The organism is Anoxybacillus dikiliensis, from assembly GCF_050613275.1.
In the GTDB taxonomy this organism is placed as follows: domain Bacteria; phylum Bacillota; class Bacilli; order Bacillales; family Anoxybacillaceae; genus Anoxybacillus.
In genome coordinates this window covers 1805069-1819857 of the sequence record NZ_CP187112.1, presented here as the reverse complement: position 1 = coordinate 1819857, position 14789 = coordinate 1805069, and the positions used below count along the sequence as shown (strand labels likewise).

General features: G+C 41.2%; 21 protein-coding genes. 18 read left to right on the top strand and 3 right to left on the bottom strand.

The window, feature by feature from the left end; all coding sequences use genetic code 11:
• Window positions 1–104 precede the first annotated feature (104 nt).
• The 3 genes from splB (at window position 105) to ACPF7I_RS09620 (ending at window position 2582) form a co-directional block, all read left to right on the top strand.
• Window positions 105–1130, top strand: coding sequence for a spore photoproduct lyase (splB, locus tag ACPF7I_RS09630; protein ID WP_430743577.1), 1026 nt, complete (start codon window positions 105–107; stop codon window positions 1128–1130).
• A gap of 69 nt (window positions 1131–1199) precedes the next feature.
• The gene (mntR, locus tag ACPF7I_RS09625) at window positions 1200–1628 is read left to right on the top strand and encodes a transcriptional regulator MntR (RefSeq protein ID WP_009373920.1); all 429 of its coding nucleotides are present in this window, start codon (window positions 1200–1202) and stop codon (window positions 1626–1628) included.
• 75 nt (window positions 1629–1703) lie between these two features.
• Window positions 1704–2582 (top strand): patatin-like phospholipase family protein, encoded by an 879-nt coding sequence (locus ACPF7I_RS09620; RefSeq protein ID WP_430743579.1) that lies wholly within the window; start codon window positions 1704–1706, stop codon window positions 2580–2582.
• A gap of 14 nt (window positions 2583–2596) precedes the next feature.
• Here the strand turns inward: ACPF7I_RS09620 and ACPF7I_RS09615 are convergent, their stop codons facing one another.
• Entirely contained in the window at window positions 2597–2938 is a 342-nt protein-coding gene (locus ACPF7I_RS09615; protein ID WP_430743581.1) for an SA1362 family protein, read from the bottom strand.
• Between the two features lie 19 nt (window positions 2939–2957).
• On the bottom strand, window positions 2958–3887 hold the full coding sequence (locus ACPF7I_RS09610; protein ID WP_430743583.1) for a DUF1385 domain-containing protein: 930 nt from the start codon (window positions 3885–3887) through the stop codon (window positions 2958–2960).
• A gap of 115 nt (window positions 3888–4002) precedes the next feature.
• Here ACPF7I_RS09610 and ACPF7I_RS09605 point away from each other — a divergent pair, with 115 nt between their 5' ends.
• The 4 genes from ACPF7I_RS09605 to efp are packed head-to-tail and all read left to right on the top strand — an operon-like array spanning window position 4003 to window position 6692.
• Complete coding sequence (locus ACPF7I_RS09605; protein WP_042534314.1) at window positions 4003–4566, top strand: YqhR family membrane protein; 564 nt, start codon at window positions 4003–4005, stop codon at window positions 4564–4566.
• 38 nt (window positions 4567–4604) lie between these two features.
• Window positions 4605–5051 (top strand): type II 3-dehydroquinate dehydratase, encoded by a 447-nt coding sequence (gene aroQ, locus ACPF7I_RS09600; protein WP_430743585.1) that lies wholly within the window; start codon window positions 4605–4607, stop codon window positions 5049–5051.
• Window positions 5052–5053: 2 nt separating this feature from the next.
• Window positions 5054–6115: a M24 family metallopeptidase gene (locus ACPF7I_RS09595; protein ID WP_430743587.1), complete on the top strand. Its 1062-nt coding sequence runs from the start codon at window positions 5054–5056 to the stop codon at window positions 6113–6115.
• Between the two features lie 19 nt (window positions 6116–6134).
• A complete protein-coding gene (gene efp, locus ACPF7I_RS09590) occupies window positions 6135–6692 on the top strand; it encodes an elongation factor P (RefSeq protein WP_004889583.1) in 558 nt (185 codons plus the stop codon).
• A 42-nt stretch (window positions 6693–6734) separates the two neighbouring features.
• Here the strand turns inward: efp and ACPF7I_RS09585 are convergent, their stop codons facing one another.
• Window positions 6735–7247 carry a GNAT family N-acetyltransferase gene (locus tag ACPF7I_RS09585; protein WP_430743589.1) on the bottom strand — a complete coding sequence of 171 codons (513 nt, stop codon included), beginning with the start codon at window positions 7245–7247 and terminating at the stop codon, window positions 6735–6737.
• A gap of 229 nt (window positions 7248–7476) precedes the next feature.
• Between ACPF7I_RS09585 and ACPF7I_RS09580 the strand changes: the two genes are divergently transcribed.
• From ACPF7I_RS09580 to accC, 11 genes are all read left to right on the top strand, one after another.
• A complete protein-coding gene (locus tag ACPF7I_RS09580) occupies window positions 7477–7749 on the top strand; it encodes a YqhV family protein (RefSeq protein ID WP_021095240.1) in 273 nt (90 codons plus the stop codon).
• 13 nt (window positions 7750–7762) lie between these two features.
• Window positions 7763–8686 carry a stage III sporulation protein AA gene (gene spoIIIAA, locus ACPF7I_RS09575; RefSeq protein WP_430743592.1) on the top strand — a complete coding sequence of 308 codons (924 nt, stop codon included), beginning with the start codon at window positions 7763–7765 and terminating at the stop codon, window positions 8684–8686.
• On the top strand, window positions 8687–9199 hold the full coding sequence (gene spoIIIAB, locus ACPF7I_RS09570; RefSeq protein ID WP_430743594.1) for a stage III sporulation protein SpoIIIAB: 513 nt from the start codon (window positions 8687–8689) through the stop codon (window positions 9197–9199).
• Window positions 9200–9214: 15 nt separating this feature from the next.
• Entirely contained in the window at window positions 9215–9421 is a 207-nt protein-coding gene (gene spoIIIAC, locus ACPF7I_RS09565; RefSeq protein ID WP_004889589.1) for a stage III sporulation protein AC, read from the top strand.
• 18 nt (window positions 9422–9439) lie between these two features.
• A complete protein-coding gene (gene spoIIIAD / locus ACPF7I_RS09560; RefSeq protein ID WP_026011550.1) occupies window positions 9440–9829 on the top strand; it encodes a stage III sporulation protein AD in 390 nt (129 codons plus the stop codon).
• Between the two features lie 4 nt (window positions 9830–9833).
• On the top strand, window positions 9834–10994 hold the full coding sequence (gene spoIIIAE, locus ACPF7I_RS09555; RefSeq protein ID WP_430743596.1) for a stage III sporulation protein AE: 1161 nt from the start codon (window positions 9834–9836) through the stop codon (window positions 10992–10994).
• A gap of 16 nt (window positions 10995–11010) precedes the next feature.
• Window positions 11011–11580: a stage III sporulation protein AF gene (gene spoIIIAF / locus ACPF7I_RS09550; protein WP_430743598.1), complete on the top strand. Its 570-nt coding sequence runs from the start codon at window positions 11011–11013 to the stop codon at window positions 11578–11580.
• Between the two features lie 6 nt (window positions 11581–11586).
• Window positions 11587–12153: a stage III sporulation protein AG gene (gene spoIIIAG / locus ACPF7I_RS09545; RefSeq protein ID WP_430743600.1), complete on the top strand. Its 567-nt coding sequence runs from the start codon at window positions 11587–11589 to the stop codon at window positions 12151–12153.
• A gap of 12 nt (window positions 12154–12165) precedes the next feature.
• Window positions 12166–12729 carry a SpoIIIAH-like family protein gene (locus ACPF7I_RS09540; RefSeq protein WP_430743602.1) on the top strand — a complete coding sequence of 188 codons (564 nt, stop codon included), beginning with the start codon at window positions 12166–12168 and terminating at the stop codon, window positions 12727–12729.
• 189 nt (window positions 12730–12918) lie between these two features.
• The gene (accB, locus tag ACPF7I_RS09535) at window positions 12919–13419 is read left to right on the top strand and encodes an acetyl-CoA carboxylase biotin carboxyl carrier protein (RefSeq protein WP_430743604.1); all 501 of its coding nucleotides are present in this window, start codon (window positions 12919–12921) and stop codon (window positions 13417–13419) included.
• Between the two features lie 13 nt (window positions 13420–13432).
• A complete protein-coding gene (gene accC / locus ACPF7I_RS09530) occupies window positions 13433–14785 on the top strand; it encodes an acetyl-CoA carboxylase biotin carboxylase subunit (protein WP_430743605.1) in 1353 nt (450 codons plus the stop codon).
• Window positions 14786–14789: the final 4 nt, after the last annotated feature.

The following is a 14789-nucleotide window of genomic DNA, read 5'->3' as shown; positions in this document are numbered from 1 at the left end:
AAAAGGGACGGGAAAATCCGTCTCTTTTTCTTTTATAATGGGATAACAAAAATTGTATTTCATCACCTCATACGAATAAACCATACTAACATTGAGGTGATTGGATGAAGCCATTTATTCCACAGCTTGTTTATTTTGAACGTGAGGCGCTTGACTACCCTCTAGGGCGAGAACTAAAGGAAAAATTTCAAAGGATGAATATCGACATTCGGGAAACGACATCACATAACCAAGTGCGCGGCATTCCGGGAGATAACGAACTTCAGCAATATCGCAACGCAAAATCAACACTCGTTGTCGGTGTTCGGCGAACATTAAAATTCGATACGTCTAAACCGTCCGCAGAATATGCGATTCCTCTTGCGACGGGGTGCATGGGGCATTGTCATTATTGTTATTTACAGACGACGCTTGGAAGCAAGCCTTACATTCGTGTGTACGTTAATCTTGATGATATTTTTGCTCAAGCGAAAGCATACATTGATGAACGCGCCCCAGAAATTACGCGTTTTGAAGCAGCTTGTACGTCCGATATTGTCGGCATTGACCATTTGACACATGCTTTAAAAAAAGCGATTGAATTTATTGGAGCGACGGAATATGGTCGGCTCCGTTTTGTCACAAAATATGAGCATGTCGATCATTTGCTTGATGCAAAACATAATGGAAAAACACGCTTTCGTTTTAGCGTTAATTCACGATATGTTATTCAAAACTTTGAACCGGGGACGTCTTCGTTTGACGCACGGTTAGAGGCGGCGCGAAAAGTAGCGCATGCTGGCTATCCGCTCGGTTTTATCGTCGCTCCGATTTATATGCATGACGGATGGGAAGAAGGATATTTTGAGCTGTTTGAACGATTGAACACAAGCTTACAAGGCATCGACTTAACGGATTTAACGTTCGAATTAATCCAACACCGCTTCACTAAACCGGCAAAGACGGTTATTCAAAAACGGTATCCGAAAACGAAGCTTGATCTTGATGAAACGAAGCGAAAATATAAATGGGGACGATACGGCATCGGAAAATATGTGTATCAAGATGAAGAGGCGAATCGGCTAAATGACACGATTCGCTCCTATATCGCGCAATTTTTTCCCGAAGCAACGATTGAATATTTTACGTAAATAGTTGTCATGCTTGGTAAACATGTTATAATCATAATGATTGCGGATGTTTGTTTAGGAGGGGAACGTATGCCAACACCAAGCATGGAAGATTATATTGAACAAATTTATATATTGATCGAAGAAAAAGGATACGCTCGCGTATCAGATATTGCTGAAGCGTTATCTGTTCATCCCTCCTCTGTGACAAAAATGGTTCAAAAGCTTGATAAAGACGAATATTTAGTATATGAAAAATATCGCGGTCTTGTGCTTACTCCAAAAGGAAAAAAAATCGGTAAACGACTCGTGTATCGCCATGAGTTGCTTGAACAATTTATGCGTCTCATTGGTGTAGATGAAGAAAACATTTATCGTGACGTTGAGGGAATCGAACATCATTTAAGCTGGAACGCTATTGACCGGATAGGTGACTTAGTACAATACTTTGAGGAAGATCGGTCACGTCTTGAAGCGCTTCGCAACATTCAAAAGCAAAACGAGCAAGAACAGGCATAAACGCTTGTTCTTTTTTGTTTTTTTATGCTCAATCTCTCCCATTTTTCATACATATATGGCGAGGGAGGGAAGGGCATGGAGATTGACGGTGTGTTTTCTGGTGGAGGAGTCAAAGGTTTTGCGTTAATTGGAGCATATGAGGCGATCGAAGAAAAAGGTTTTCGTTTTAAGCGGCTTGCTGGTACGAGTGCAGGGGCACTTATTGCTTCGTTTATTGCGGCGGGATTTACAAGCAAGGAAATCGTGGACCTGATGGAAGAAATGAATTTAATGGACTTTCTCGATGAAAGACATACAATCATCCCGTATGCATGGTTAAAATGGCTCGTCCTTTATTGGAAAATGGGGTTATATAAAGGAGAAAAGCTCGAACGATGGATCGCGGATCAGTTAAGTAAAAAAGGAGTGTACACGTTTGCCGATTTGCCTCACGAACGATTGCGCGTTGTCGCTTCCGATTTAACGAATGGGACGATGCTTATTTTGCCAGATGATTTGCCGAAATACGGCATCGACCCTCTTCGTTTTCCAGTCGCAAAAGCAGTAAGAATGAGCGTAGGCATCCCTTATTTTTTTGAGCCTGTACGGTTAAAGACGGACGAAGGAAAGCATATTGTCGTTGATGGCGGCTTACTAAGCAATTTCCCGATTTTTTTATTTGATGAAGAGCGAAAAAAGCGACCTGTTCTTGGCATCAAACTAAGCGCAAGACAAGCGCAAAAAGCAAAAAAGAAAATTAATAATGCCATTGAGTTGTATGAAGCGTTGTTTCAAACGATGCGCGAGGCGCACGATGAACGATACATTTCGCGCCGCCATGAAAAAAACATTATTTTCCTGCCTGTCAAACATGTCGTGGCGACTGATTTCTCCGTAACGGATGAAGAAAAAAAGAAGCTCATTTCGTTTGGAAAAGAGCGCACCAAACAGTTTTTAAAAACGTGGACGTATTAAAAGAAAAAATCGGGTTAAAAAGAAGCCCGATTTTTTTTCTTTCCTTTTTTTCCCTCAATGACTGTTAAATGAGTAGCGTGCTTTTTCTTTAAAGCGGTTGGGCGCGGTTGTTTTTTCGACGTCGGCTTCGTTTTCTGGTGGTGGAGCTTTTTCGATTGTTTTACCGCTTTTTGATACGAACGACTAAAGCTTTGTCTTTGTATCCATTTATATATGCCATAAAAGGCAGCTAGAACAAATCCGATGAGAAATACTTGTTTCAACAATTGAATCGGATCGTTCCATAGACGATAAGAAAACCCAAAAATAGCGAACACAATAAGCAAAGTGATAAGCGGGAATGGGCGCCGACGCAATCGATCCACCTCCTTTATGTTACACCACTTCTTCTTGCTCGTTCGTCGCTTCTCCCTCTAACTCAAGCAAACGTTGAAATGATGCGATAGCTACTTCCACTTGATCGTCAGTCGGTTCTTTCGTTGTTAATAGTTGTAGCCATAAACCAGGATAACCTAACCAACGCAACACTGGGACATGCCGCAACGCGTTTGTTAGCTGTAATACTTCAAAAGATAATCCTAGTACAACCGGAATGAGTGCTAGTCTGTTTAGCACGCGCACCCAAAGCGGTTCGGTCGGGACGAACATGTAAACGAATACGCCGATAATGACGGTAAATAAAATGAAGCTGCTGCCGCAACGATAATGAAGGCGCGATTGTTGTTGTACATGTTCAACCGTCAACGGCAACCCATTTTCGTAGGCATTAATTACTTTATGTTCTGCTCCGTGATATTGAAACAGTCGTTTTACAAGTGGCGTGAGCGAAATAAAGTAAATATAACCTAAAAGTAAAAGAAGTTTAAAACACCCTTCTACAAGTATTTGAGCTGTATCCGATGGAAAAATCGGTCTCGTTAATTCAGCCAAAAATACAGGAATAAGGGTAAAAACAAACTTTCCAAATAGAAACGACAACACGCCGATCAGTGCAACACCTAAAATCATCGTCCATTTGGACGGAGGTTCAGCTTGTAACGTTTCATCTTCGTTTGGATCGAGATCATATCGTTCGCTCGAAAATTGTAAATGTTTCGACCCGTTCGCACTTGCTTGAATAATGGCAAAAATGCCGCGAAGAAACGGAATTTTTTTAAATGAAGCAAGCGTTTTGTTTGTTTCGCGTGGAACGTGAAAATACTCGATCGACCCATCTTTGCGGCGAATGGCTGTGACGGAATGATGGCGTCCGGCAAACATGACACCTTCAATGACCGCTTGCCCACCGTATACGTTTTTGCTCATGAGAAGACACCAACCTATTTTCTTTTTTCTTATATTCTACAAGAAAACGATAAAAACCTCTAGGTCGATGTATTGTTTGTATTTGTATTGTTTCCAAAAATGAGAAACGATACACATGAGATCCAACATTTTGGACAAGATAAAAACGGAGGTGATTACTGTGCAAACAAAAACAAAACAAGACGCACAACTTGAACAAAACAAAAGAGAAAAACCAATGCCCGTTTTAGCAAAAGTCGCGCTGATCGGTTTTATTGGGGGCGTGTTTTGGAGCTTCCTCGCATATTGTGCTTATTTTTTTCATTTTACAGAAGTGGCGCCAAATTTTATTTTGCAACCGTGGGCGATCGGTGATTGGAAAAACGGGGCACTTGGTCAGGCGATTGCTATTTTGTTCATTGGGCTCGCTTCGGTCATTGCTGCGCTTCTGTACTACGCTTTCTTAAAAAACCGTCAAGGCATTTGGCCGGGGGTTGCTTTTGGCATCGGGCTATGGGTGCTTGTTTTTTACGTATTAAATCCAATTTTTCCGCAATTAAAAGCTGTTCCACAACTTGAACGAAATACAATTGTAACGACGGTATGCTTTTACATTTTATATGGGATGTTCATCGGTTATTCCATTTCATTTGAAGTTGCAGAGATGAGGCGACAAAAACAGGTCGATGTGGTAAAATAACCATATGTATTTTCATCAGTAAAGGGGGGAGAGGGGGAATGGTTCGATTCCTCCTTTTAAACGGTCCGAACTTAAATCGTCTCGGTATGAGGGAGCCGCACATTTATGGGCATACGACACTTGCCCAACTAGAAAAACAATTAACGGAATTTGCTAGTGAATATGGGGCAGAATTAACGTGCTATCAGAGCAATTATGAAGGGGCGTTAATTGACCAAATTCATCGGGCGGAATCGTTATATGACGGGATCGTTTTTAATCCCGGGGCGTTTACGCATTATAGTTATGCATTGCGTGATGCGATCGCAAGCGTACAGACGCCAGTCATTGAAGTACATATTTCAAACATTCATGCAAGAGAGCCGTTTCGTCATCAATCTGTTTTAGCCCCGGTGACAGCAGGGCAAATTGTCGGACTTGGTACAAACGGATATCGGTTGGCGATTTTAGCGTTGCTTGATATGGTTGAAGGGAAGGGGAAATAACATTGGATAAAGTACAAAAACTTCGTGCGCAATTTGCAGAGTACGGCATTGACGGATTTCTTATTACAAACGAATATAACCGTCGCTATATGACAAATTTTACAGGAACAGCGGGCGTCGTTTTAATTAGCGAAACGGATGCTGTATTTATTACAGATTTTCGCTATGTCGAACAAGCGACAAGACAAATTGAAGGATATGAAATTGTGCAACATACGCAAACGCTCATTGAAGAAGTAGCAAAACAAGTTGAGCGATTAGGCATCCAAAAACTTGGCTTTGAACAAGACGACGTTTCGTATGCGATGTTTTCATCATATGCGAAAGCAGTGAAAGCAACGCTCGTTCCGGTTTCCGGTGCGGTAGAAAAGTTACGCTTGATTAAGTCCGAAGCAGAGATTAAGATATTAAAGGAAGCAGCCGAGATTGCCGATGCCGCCTTTCGTCATATTCTTCATTTTATTCGCCCGGGTGTGCGCGAAATGGATGTGGCGAATGAGCTAGAGTTTTTTATGCGCAAACAAGGAGCGACAAGTTCATCATTTGATATCATTGTTGCATCTGGTGTGCGTTCAGCGTTGCCACATGGGGTGGCAACAAATAAAGTCATTGAAAAAGGCGAGCTCGTCACGCTCGATTTTGGCGCATATTACAATGGGTATTGCTCGGACATTACGAGAACCGTTGCGGTTGGCGAAGTAAGCGATGAGTTGAAACGCATATACGATGTCGTGTTACAAGCCCAGCTTCGTGGTGTCGAACATATTCGTGCAGGGATGACAGGCCGAGAGGCAGATGCGCTCACACGCGATTACATTTCTGCTTGCGGATTTGGCGAGTATTTTGGGCATTCAACAGGCCATGGACTCGGTATGGAAGTACATGAAATGCCGGCGCTGTCGATGCGTTCGGATACTGTGCTACAGCCGGGGATGGTTGTGACGGTTGAACCGGGTATTTACATAGCGGGATTAGGCGGTGTTCGCATTGAAGATGACATCGTCATTACAGAAAACGGCAATGAACGGCTCACTCTTTCGCCAAAAGAACTGATCATTTTATAGACGGTAGGAGGAAATGAACATGATTTCAGTAAACGATTTTCGCACAGGTTTAACGATTGAAGTAGATGGTGACATTTGGCGTGTTATTGAATTCCAACATGTGAAACCAGGAAAAGGGGCGGCGTTCGTTCGTTCCAAACTTCGCAACTTGCGAACAGGTGCGATTCAAGAAAAAACGTTCCGCGCAGGTGAAAAAGTAAACAAAGCACAAATCGACAACCGTAAAATGCAATATTTATATGCAAATGGCGATCAACATGTATTTATGGATATGGAATCGTACGAGCAAATCGAACTTCCTGCAAAACAAATTGAGCATGAATTAAAGTTTTTAAAAGAAAACATGGAAGTGTTCATTATGATGTACCAAGGCGAAACGATTGGTGTCGAATTGCCAAACACAGTTGAATTAAAAGTCGTTGAAACAGAGCCAGGCATTAAAGGAGATACGGCATCAGGTGGCTCAAAACCAGCGACATTAGAAACAGGTCTTGTCGTTCAAGTGCCATTTTTCGTCAACGAAGGCGATGTATTAATTATTAACACAACAGACGGCACATACGTATCACGTGCGTAATGGAAAATCGTAAAAAGGAGGAAATTCAGCTTGTTGACATAGTCAACAAGCTGAATTTCGTATATGGGATGTTTTAAGTTTTAACACCATTCGGATCGTTTTTAACATATGACCATCAAATTCCTCATCAAACTCTTTCACAGCTTCAAAACCTTTAGCTTCATAAAACGTTCTTCCGATTTGATTATCTTTTTCAACATTTACATAAATTTCATTTACACCGTTTATTTGCATCCCTTTTTGTAACAAGGCTGAGCCGATTCCTCTGCCTTGTTGTTCTGGATGAACATAAATAGCCCATAATTCAACCTTTCCATCTTCTCTCACTGAAGAAAAATTAGCAAATCCTACAATGTTATTTTCTACTTCAGCTACAAAAAGAGTAGAGTGTTGTAATCGTTGTTTCATTCGCTCGTCGCTGTAAGCCGATTTTAAAAAATTTTCTTGCACATCTGAAGGAATAACACCCTCGTAAGTAGCATTCCAAGTTATTTTCGCTATATCTTGAACTTGTTTTATATCTTCTTGTTTCATTTTACGAATGATGTATATCATCTTCATTATCTCCTTCATTTGTTATTTAGCATACCGTTTGATGTCCCATCCTTTACTAAAACAATTAGCAAAAAGTTTCTTCACTTAATTATGACGTTTCACACTATTATTGTATGATTTATCCTTTTTATCTACAAGCACATTTCCTGATGAATTTTTCCTTTCTATACTTCTGAATTCACTTATTTCCGCATACGTTGTACTAGCACCGTTGTACAAGGAGGATGCGATGAAAATTGATGCAACTGTTTGGACGATGGCGAGTTTACGTTTTTTATCTGCGGCGATTGAATTATGTGCAGCGATTGTCATGTTGTCGCTCAATGATGTAAAAAAGGCGATTGCGGTCAATACGTTGCTTGCTGTCGTTGGTCCGACCATTTTTTTAGTCGTTATGATGATTGGTCTTGTTGCAGTGGCAAACGAGCTGTCATTGTTTAAGCTCGTATGGATTGGTGCTGGGGTTGTATGTATATTAATCGGTATTTATGTCGTGAAGTAAGGGAGGGAAGAGGATGAAAGCGGTGTTTGATCTGTTGCCTAAGGGGATCGTTCATGCGATTCAATCATTGCCTATCGCTTCTCCGTTTGCGATTGAAGAAATTCGCATTCGTATTGAACGACCGCTTGAAGTCATTGTTGGTGGGAGATCGTACATATGTCCGCATGTCGTACAAATGGGAGAAGGAATCGAACTATTAAATAAATTAAGCCAATATTCTCTCTACACAATCGAAGAAGAGCTGAAAAAAGGCTACATTACTATTCAAGGTGGACATCGCGTCGGTTTAGCTGGAAAGGTGATTGTAGAAGACGGAAAAGTAAAAGCGATTCGACATATTACATCGTTCAATATTCGAATGGCTCGGCAGCAAATCGGCATGGCTGTTCCCCTTCTCCCTTATTTATACGATGGACGATGGCTCAATACGATGATTATCGGGGCACCACAAACAGGAAAAACAACGCTTCTTCGTGATATTGCACGCATCGTCAGCAGCGGGGTGACAGATCGGCGTATTGCTCCTCAAAAAGTTGGCATCGTCGATGAACGATCAGAAATTGCCGGCTGTGTCAAAGGCATTCCGCAATTTACATTCGGTTATCGCATTGATGTGCTCGATGCGTGTCCAAAGGCAGAAGGGATGATGATGATGATTCGTTCCATGAGCCCGGACGTTTTAATTGTTGATGAAATTGGAAGTGAAGCGGATTGTACGGCCATTTTGGAAGCGGTTCATGCAGGAGTGGGCTTATTTATGACAGCGCACGGTCGACATATGGCTGACATCGTGAAACGTCCAGCGCTGCGTCCGATTATGGAACAAGCTATATTTGAACGATTTGTTGAGTTAACAAATGTCGGACGTCCAGGAACGATTCAAGCGATTCGTGATTCACATGGGCGCGATATATATCGAAAGATGGGCGTGATGTGAATGAAATGGATTGGAGCGATATGTATTATATTAGCAACGACATGGTCAGGATTTGAAGCGGCGCGACTTTTACGAGAGCGCACAAAACAGTTGCGCCAATTAAAAATGGCGTTGCAGTCGCTTGAGGCAGAAATTATGTACGGACATACGCCGTTAACGGAAGCGGCTGTACGGCTTTCACAACAACTATCACGACCGCTGTCATGGTTATTTGAAACGTTTGCACAAAAGTTACAAGAAGGAACGATGAACGCTCGCCAAGCGTGGGAAGAAAGCTTGCATGAAGTATGGAAAATGACCGCCTTAAAAGAAGGAGAGTTTGAGATTATGAAACAGTTTGGCGAAACGCTTGGACAGTACGATCATGAGATTCAACAAAATTACATTCGTTTAACGATGGTGCATTTAGAGCGAGAAGAAGGGGATGCCATGGAAAAACAGCAACGCTACGAAAAAATGATGAAAAGTTTAGGGGTATTAACCGGCATTCTCATCGTGCTTTTACTCATATAGAGGAGGACATTCAAAATGGGTGTTGACGTAGATTTAATTTTTCGTATAGCTGGCGTAGGCATTGTCGTTGCTTTTTTGCATACTGTTTTAGAAGGATTTGGGAAGAAGGAATATGCTCAATGGGTGACGCTGCTAGGATTTATTTATATTTTGTTTTTAGTCATTTCCATCGTTCAAGATTTATTTCAAAAAATTAAATCTGTTTTTTTGTTTCAAAGTTAGGAGGGAGTACCCATTGATATTTTACAAATTGTCGGGCTTGGGCTTATCGCGACGTTTTTAGTGACGATTTTAAACGAACATAAATCGAATATTTCACTTTTGCTGACCGTTTTTGTCGGAACAGTGATTTTTTTATTTTTAATTGATCGCATTCAAGACATTTTTCGCATGGTTCAAACGTTAGCAAATGAAGCGCACGTTCAAACGGTATACGTTGAAACGATATTAAAAATTATTGGCATCGCATATATTGCGGAGTTTGGTGCACAAATTTCTAAAGATGCCGGGCAAGGAGCGATTGCTGGAAAAATTGAACTGGGTGGAAAAATTTTAATTTTAGCCATGGCCATCCCGATTTTAACAGCTCTTATTGAAACGATTTTAAGCTTTCTTCCGATGAAGGGGTGATGACATGAGGCGCGCTCCCATTTTATTTTTCTTTCTCCTTTTTTTCTTGCCTTGTATTGTACAAGCATCACCAACGACGAATGAGCTAGTCAAACAACAAGCGGAACAAGTTGGTGTAGAGTCTATTAAACAATATTGGGATCATATCGTGCAACAGTATGGAGGGTTGTTGCCAGAAAGTCAAAAAGGTTCTTTTTGGCAGTTCATAAATGGGGAGAAAGAGCTGTCGCTAAGCGAATGGTTGCGAGCGTTTATGAAATTTTTATTGTACGAGCTGATGGCGAATGGAAAATTGCTTGGCACACTCATTTTATTAACGGTGTTTAGTTTATTTTTACAATCGCTACAAAATGCGTTTTCACATCATGCTGTCAGCAAAGTCGCACATGCGGTTGTTTATATGGTGCTGATGATTATTGCGTTAAATAGTTTTCATGTTGCTGTGACATACGCAAAAGAAGCGATTCAAACGATGACGAGTTTTATGATCGCTCTTTTACCGATTTTACTTGCGCTTATGGCGTCATCAGGTGGTGTAGTATCCGTAGCTTTTTTTCATCCGATTGTGTTGTTTTTTATGAATATGACAGGAACGATCATTGAACATTTTTCATTGCCGCTTCTATTTTTAGCAACGATTTTAAGCATTGTTAGTTTATTGAGCGAACATTATAAAGTAACAAAATTAGCAGATTTGTTGCGCAACATTAGCATCGGCTCGCTTGGTGTGATGCTCACCATTTTTTTCGGTGTATTGTCTGTCAAGGGTGCAACAACAGCTATTGCCGATGGGATTGCGATACGAGCCGCTAAATTTGTGGCAGGAAACTTTATTCCGATTATCGGGCGAATGTTTACGGATGCGGCAGATACAGTTGTGACCGCTTCCGTCTTATTAAAAAATACAGTCGGCTTGTTCGGTGTCACTTTATTGCTTCTTATTGCCGCGTTTCCAGCGATCAAAATTTTAGTCATCGCTCTCATTTATCAACTAGCTGCTGCGATATTGCAACCGATGGGGGGAGGCATCGTTATCTCTTGCTTGAGCGTGATCAGCAAAAGCATGATGTATGTACTCACCGCCCTTGTGATTGTATCGCTTATGTTTTTTTTAAGCATGACAGTTATTATTGCAGCAGGGAATTTAACGATGATGGTTCGCTGAAAGGAGAATAGACGTTGTGGGACTGTTGACTGAGTGGATTTCCCATATCATTACATTCATCTTGCTCGCCGTTGTCATAGAACTCATTTTGCCAAACGGTTCATTTCAAAAATACGTCAAGATGGTTGTCGGTTTATTGTTTATTTTCATTTTATTTTCTCCGCTTCTTCGTTTATTTCACGGGGATGTAAATACATGGTTTGCCTCAATTCAGCAACAACAACATGCAACGCTTGAAAATGACATTGAAACAAAGAAAAAAGAAATACAAGCCTCACAACGTGCATATATTTTAGAACAAATGGCTGTCCAGCTAAAGAACATAGCGGCTGAGGAGTTGATGCGCACATATGGTTTAACGGTGACGGACATTTCATTAACAATTGGGGAGTCGGAACAAATCCCCCCTCAGATTGAGGCGATTACGGTGGAGTTAGCAGAAGAAACGACTTCTGTTGTTAAACCGATTCGCATTCAATCTTCGCCGTCGATCACAGAAAAACACGACGACATCGCCCGCTTTTTAGCACAAATGTGGGGAGTAGATCGACAGATGATTACGATTCATCTTGAAAGGAGGGAGTAGAGAGGGGTGAAACGATGGATTGAAAAAAATGGACTGATTGCCATTCTGTTAGCCATCGGCTTATTATTTATGATCTTTGGCAACGTGTTCAACTTTTCGCCAGAAAAACGCGTCCAACAGGAAACGACTCAAACTGTATTTCGTCAAACCGATGAAGAAAAAAAATTAAAGCAAATTGCAGACTATGAAGAGCGATATGAACAACAATTAAAAGAAGCGCTTGAAGCGATTGTTGGCGTTGGTGAAGTGAAAGTGATCGTCAATGTCGATGCGACGGAACAAAACGTACTCGAAAAAAACGCAACCGTTCAGAAAAAACGAACGATGGAAGAAGATAAAGAAGGTGGAAAACGTCAAATTGAAGATGAATCAACAGACGAAAAAATTGTGATCGTACGCAAAGGGGACGGAGAAACACCGCTCGTTTTACAAACGAAAAAACCCGAAATTCGCGGGGTACTTGTTGTTGCTAAAGGAGCCGATCAAGTGCAAGTGAAAAAATGGATTGTCGAAGCGGTGACGAGAACGTTAAATGTTCCGAGCCATCGCGTTGCTGTTTTACCAAAAAAATAAGGAGGAAAACATATGTTGAAAAAGCAAACCGTTTGGTTATTAACAATGTTTAGTTTAGTTGTCGTGCTATCAGTGTACTACGTCACGAGCCCACAACTTACAGAGCAAGTAGCATTTGAGCAAAAAGAGGAAGCGAGCAATGAAAAAGACTTAAAACCGACAGATGAAGCGATGAAAGAAGAAGTTGCCAACGGGGAAGAAGTTACAGTTGAACAAACGAATACTGCAAGCGACGATTTATTTACAGCCCTTCGCCTTGAAATTGAAGATGAACGAAGCAAATTACGTCAAGAGTTGAATGCGATTGTCGCTTCCAATAACGTATCTGCTGAAGAAAAAAGTAAAGCGATCGATCAATTACAACAACTATCGAATATTGCAGAAAAAGAAGCGGTGCTAGAAACGTTAATTAAATCGAAAGGATACGATGATGCGCTTGTTCGTGTTCATGAAAATCAAGTGCATATTACTGTAAAAGCAAAAGAACATTCGAAAAAAGCGGCGAATGAAATTATTCAGCTCGTTCAAAGTGAGATCGGCCGCGTGCAAGATGTAGCTGTTCGCTTCCAAAAATAACCGGACAACCGGTTATTTTTTTCGGTTGAAAACGAATTTTATAATACTATATAATAATAATTGTTTTTATGACCAGATATAAATTTTCTAACATTTTCTTATCATTTTATTGAATAATGGAAAAGGTGTGTCGTATCATGGTATTGTATAATCTTTTTCTACAAATGATGGGGCGAGGGGTGTAAGTCAATGTTGAAAATCCAAGAAATTCGCGAATTAATCCGATTAGTAAACGAGTCAAACATTGCCGAGTTCGTCTATGAACATGATGGCTCAAAAATTAAAATGAAAAAAGCCGGAGCAACGGAGCAAGTTGTCGTTGCTGTACCAAAAGTGGACGTGCCGCAGACAGCTGTTGTTCAACAACAAGCACCGGTGGCACAAGCTGTTGAAAAGGTAGAAGTGAAAGAAGAAGTAAAGCCGGAGAAACAAGTTGTTGCAACAGAAAACTTACATACAATTACATCGCCGATGGTCGGTACGTTTTATGCAGCGCCGTCGCCAGATGCTGCACCATACGTGAAAATTGGTGATAAAGTGAAAAAAGATACAATTGTATGTATTGTTGAAGCGATGAAGTTGTTTAATGAAATTGAAGCGGAAGTGGACGGGGAAATTGTAGAAGTGCTTGTGAAAAACGGCCAGCTCGTTGAATATGGACAACCTTTATTCCTTGTGAAGCCTGAATAAAGGAGCGATAGTTATGATAAAAAAATTGTTAATTGCCAACCGTGGGGAAATTGCAGTTCGGATCATTCGGGCGTGCAAAGAGCTTGGCATCGAGACGGTCGCCGTATTTTCTGAAGCAGATCGTGAAGCGCTTCATGTACAATTAGCGGATGAAGCATATTGCATCGGTCCAAAAACGTCTAAAGATAGTTACTTAAACTTCACAAATATGATGAGTGTAGCGACGTTAACTCAATGTGATGCGATTCATCCCGGGTATGGATTTTTAGCTGAAAATGCTGATTTCGCCGAGCTATGCAGAGAATGTAACGTCATATTTGTCGGGCCGAGTCCGGAAGCGATTACAAAAATGGGCACGAAAGATGTTGCACGTGAAACGATGAAACAGGCTGGGGTGCCGATCGTCCCTGGATCACAAGGAATTATCGAAAGCATCGATGAAGCGATTGCGCTAGCGAATGAAATCGGGTATCCTGTTATTATTAAGGCAACCGCAGGTGGTGGAGGAAAAGGTATTCGCGTCGCTCGAGATGAGCAAGAGCTTAGAAAAGGAATTACAATTACGCAACAAGAAGCGGCCACTGCTTTTGGAAATCCGGGTGTATATATTGAAAAGTATATTGAAGATTTTCGACATGTTGAGATTCAAGTGTTAGCAGATTCATATGGAAATGTCATTCACCTCGGCGAGCGCGATTGTACAATTCAACGTCGTTTACAAAAACTGTTAGAGGAAACACCATCTCCTGTGCTTGACGAAGATATGCGTCAAAAAATGGGAGAAGCAGCTGTCAAAGCAGCGCAAGCCGTGCAGTATACGGGAGCAGGAACGGTCGAATTTATTTACGATTATCGCAATCGTCAGTTTTACTTTATGGAGATGAACACGCGCATTCAAGTTGAACATCCAGTAACGGAAATGGTGACAGGTGTCGATTTAATTAAAGAGCAAATTCGTGTAGCATCAGGTGAGAAATTGACGTTGAAGCAAGAGGATGTCACTTTTAACGGTTGGTCTATCGAATGCCGAATTAACGCGGAAAACCCTGCGAAAAACTTTATGCCATCGGCCGGAAAAATACAAATGTATTTGCCGCCGGGAGGGTTTGGAGTGCGGGTAGATTCAGCTGCTTACCCGGGCTATACAATTCCACCGTATTATGATTCGATGATCGCAAAGCTTATCGTTCATGCACCGACGCGCGAAGAAGCGATTGCGCGCATGAAACGGGCGTTAAGTGAATTCGTGATTGAAGGAGTTCATACGACCATTCCGTTTCATTTAAAATTGCTTGATCATGAAAAATTTGTCGAAGGAAACTTTAATACAAAGTTTTTAGAAACATACGATGTAATGAACTCATAACGAT

Excerpts from the sequence above, each read along its gene's own strand:
- splB (WP_430743577.1), top strand. The coding sequence starts at position 105 with ATGAAGCCATTTATTCCACAGCTTGTTTATTTTGAACGTGAGGCGCTT.
- mntR (WP_009373920.1), top strand. The coding sequence starts at position 1,200 with ATGCCAACACCAAGCATGGAAGATTATATTGAACAAATTTATATATTG.
- ACPF7I_RS09620 (WP_430743579.1), top strand. The coding sequence starts at position 1,704 with ATGGAGATTGACGGTGTGTTTTCTGGTGGAGGAGTCAAAGGTTTTGCG.
- ACPF7I_RS09610 (WP_430743583.1), bottom strand. The coding sequence starts at position 3,887 with ATGAGCAAAAACGTATACGGTGGGCAAGCGGTCATTGAAGGTGTCATG.
- ACPF7I_RS09605 (WP_042534314.1), top strand. The coding sequence starts at position 4,003 with ATGAGATCCAACATTTTGGACAAGATAAAAACGGAGGTGATTACTGTG.
- aroQ (WP_430743585.1), top strand. The coding sequence starts at position 4,605 with ATGGTTCGATTCCTCCTTTTAAACGGTCCGAACTTAAATCGTCTCGGT.
- efp (WP_004889583.1), top strand. The coding sequence starts at position 6,135 with ATGATTTCAGTAAACGATTTTCGCACAGGTTTAACGATTGAAGTAGAT.
- ACPF7I_RS09585 (WP_430743589.1), bottom strand. The coding sequence starts at position 7,247 with ATGATATACATCATTCGTAAAATGAAACAAGAAGATATAAAACAAGTT.
- ACPF7I_RS09580 (WP_021095240.1), top strand. The coding sequence starts at position 7,477 with ATGAAAATTGATGCAACTGTTTGGACGATGGCGAGTTTACGTTTTTTA.
- spoIIIAA (WP_430743592.1), top strand. The coding sequence starts at position 7,763 with ATGAAAGCGGTGTTTGATCTGTTGCCTAAGGGGATCGTTCATGCGATT.
- spoIIIAB (WP_430743594.1), top strand. The coding sequence starts at position 8,687 with ATGAAATGGATTGGAGCGATATGTATTATATTAGCAACGACATGGTCA.
- spoIIIAC (WP_004889589.1), top strand. The coding sequence starts at position 9,215 with ATGGGTGTTGACGTAGATTTAATTTTTCGTATAGCTGGCGTAGGCATT.
- spoIIIAE (WP_430743596.1), top strand. The coding sequence starts at position 9,834 with ATGAGGCGCGCTCCCATTTTATTTTTCTTTCTCCTTTTTTTCTTGCCT.
- ACPF7I_RS09540 (WP_430743602.1), top strand. The coding sequence starts at position 12,166 with ATGTTGAAAAAGCAAACCGTTTGGTTATTAACAATGTTTAGTTTAGTT.
- accB (WP_430743604.1), top strand. The coding sequence starts at position 12,919 with ATGTTGAAAATCCAAGAAATTCGCGAATTAATCCGATTAGTAAACGAG.
- accC (WP_430743605.1), top strand. The coding sequence starts at position 13,433 with ATGATAAAAAAATTGTTAATTGCCAACCGTGGGGAAATTGCAGTTCGG.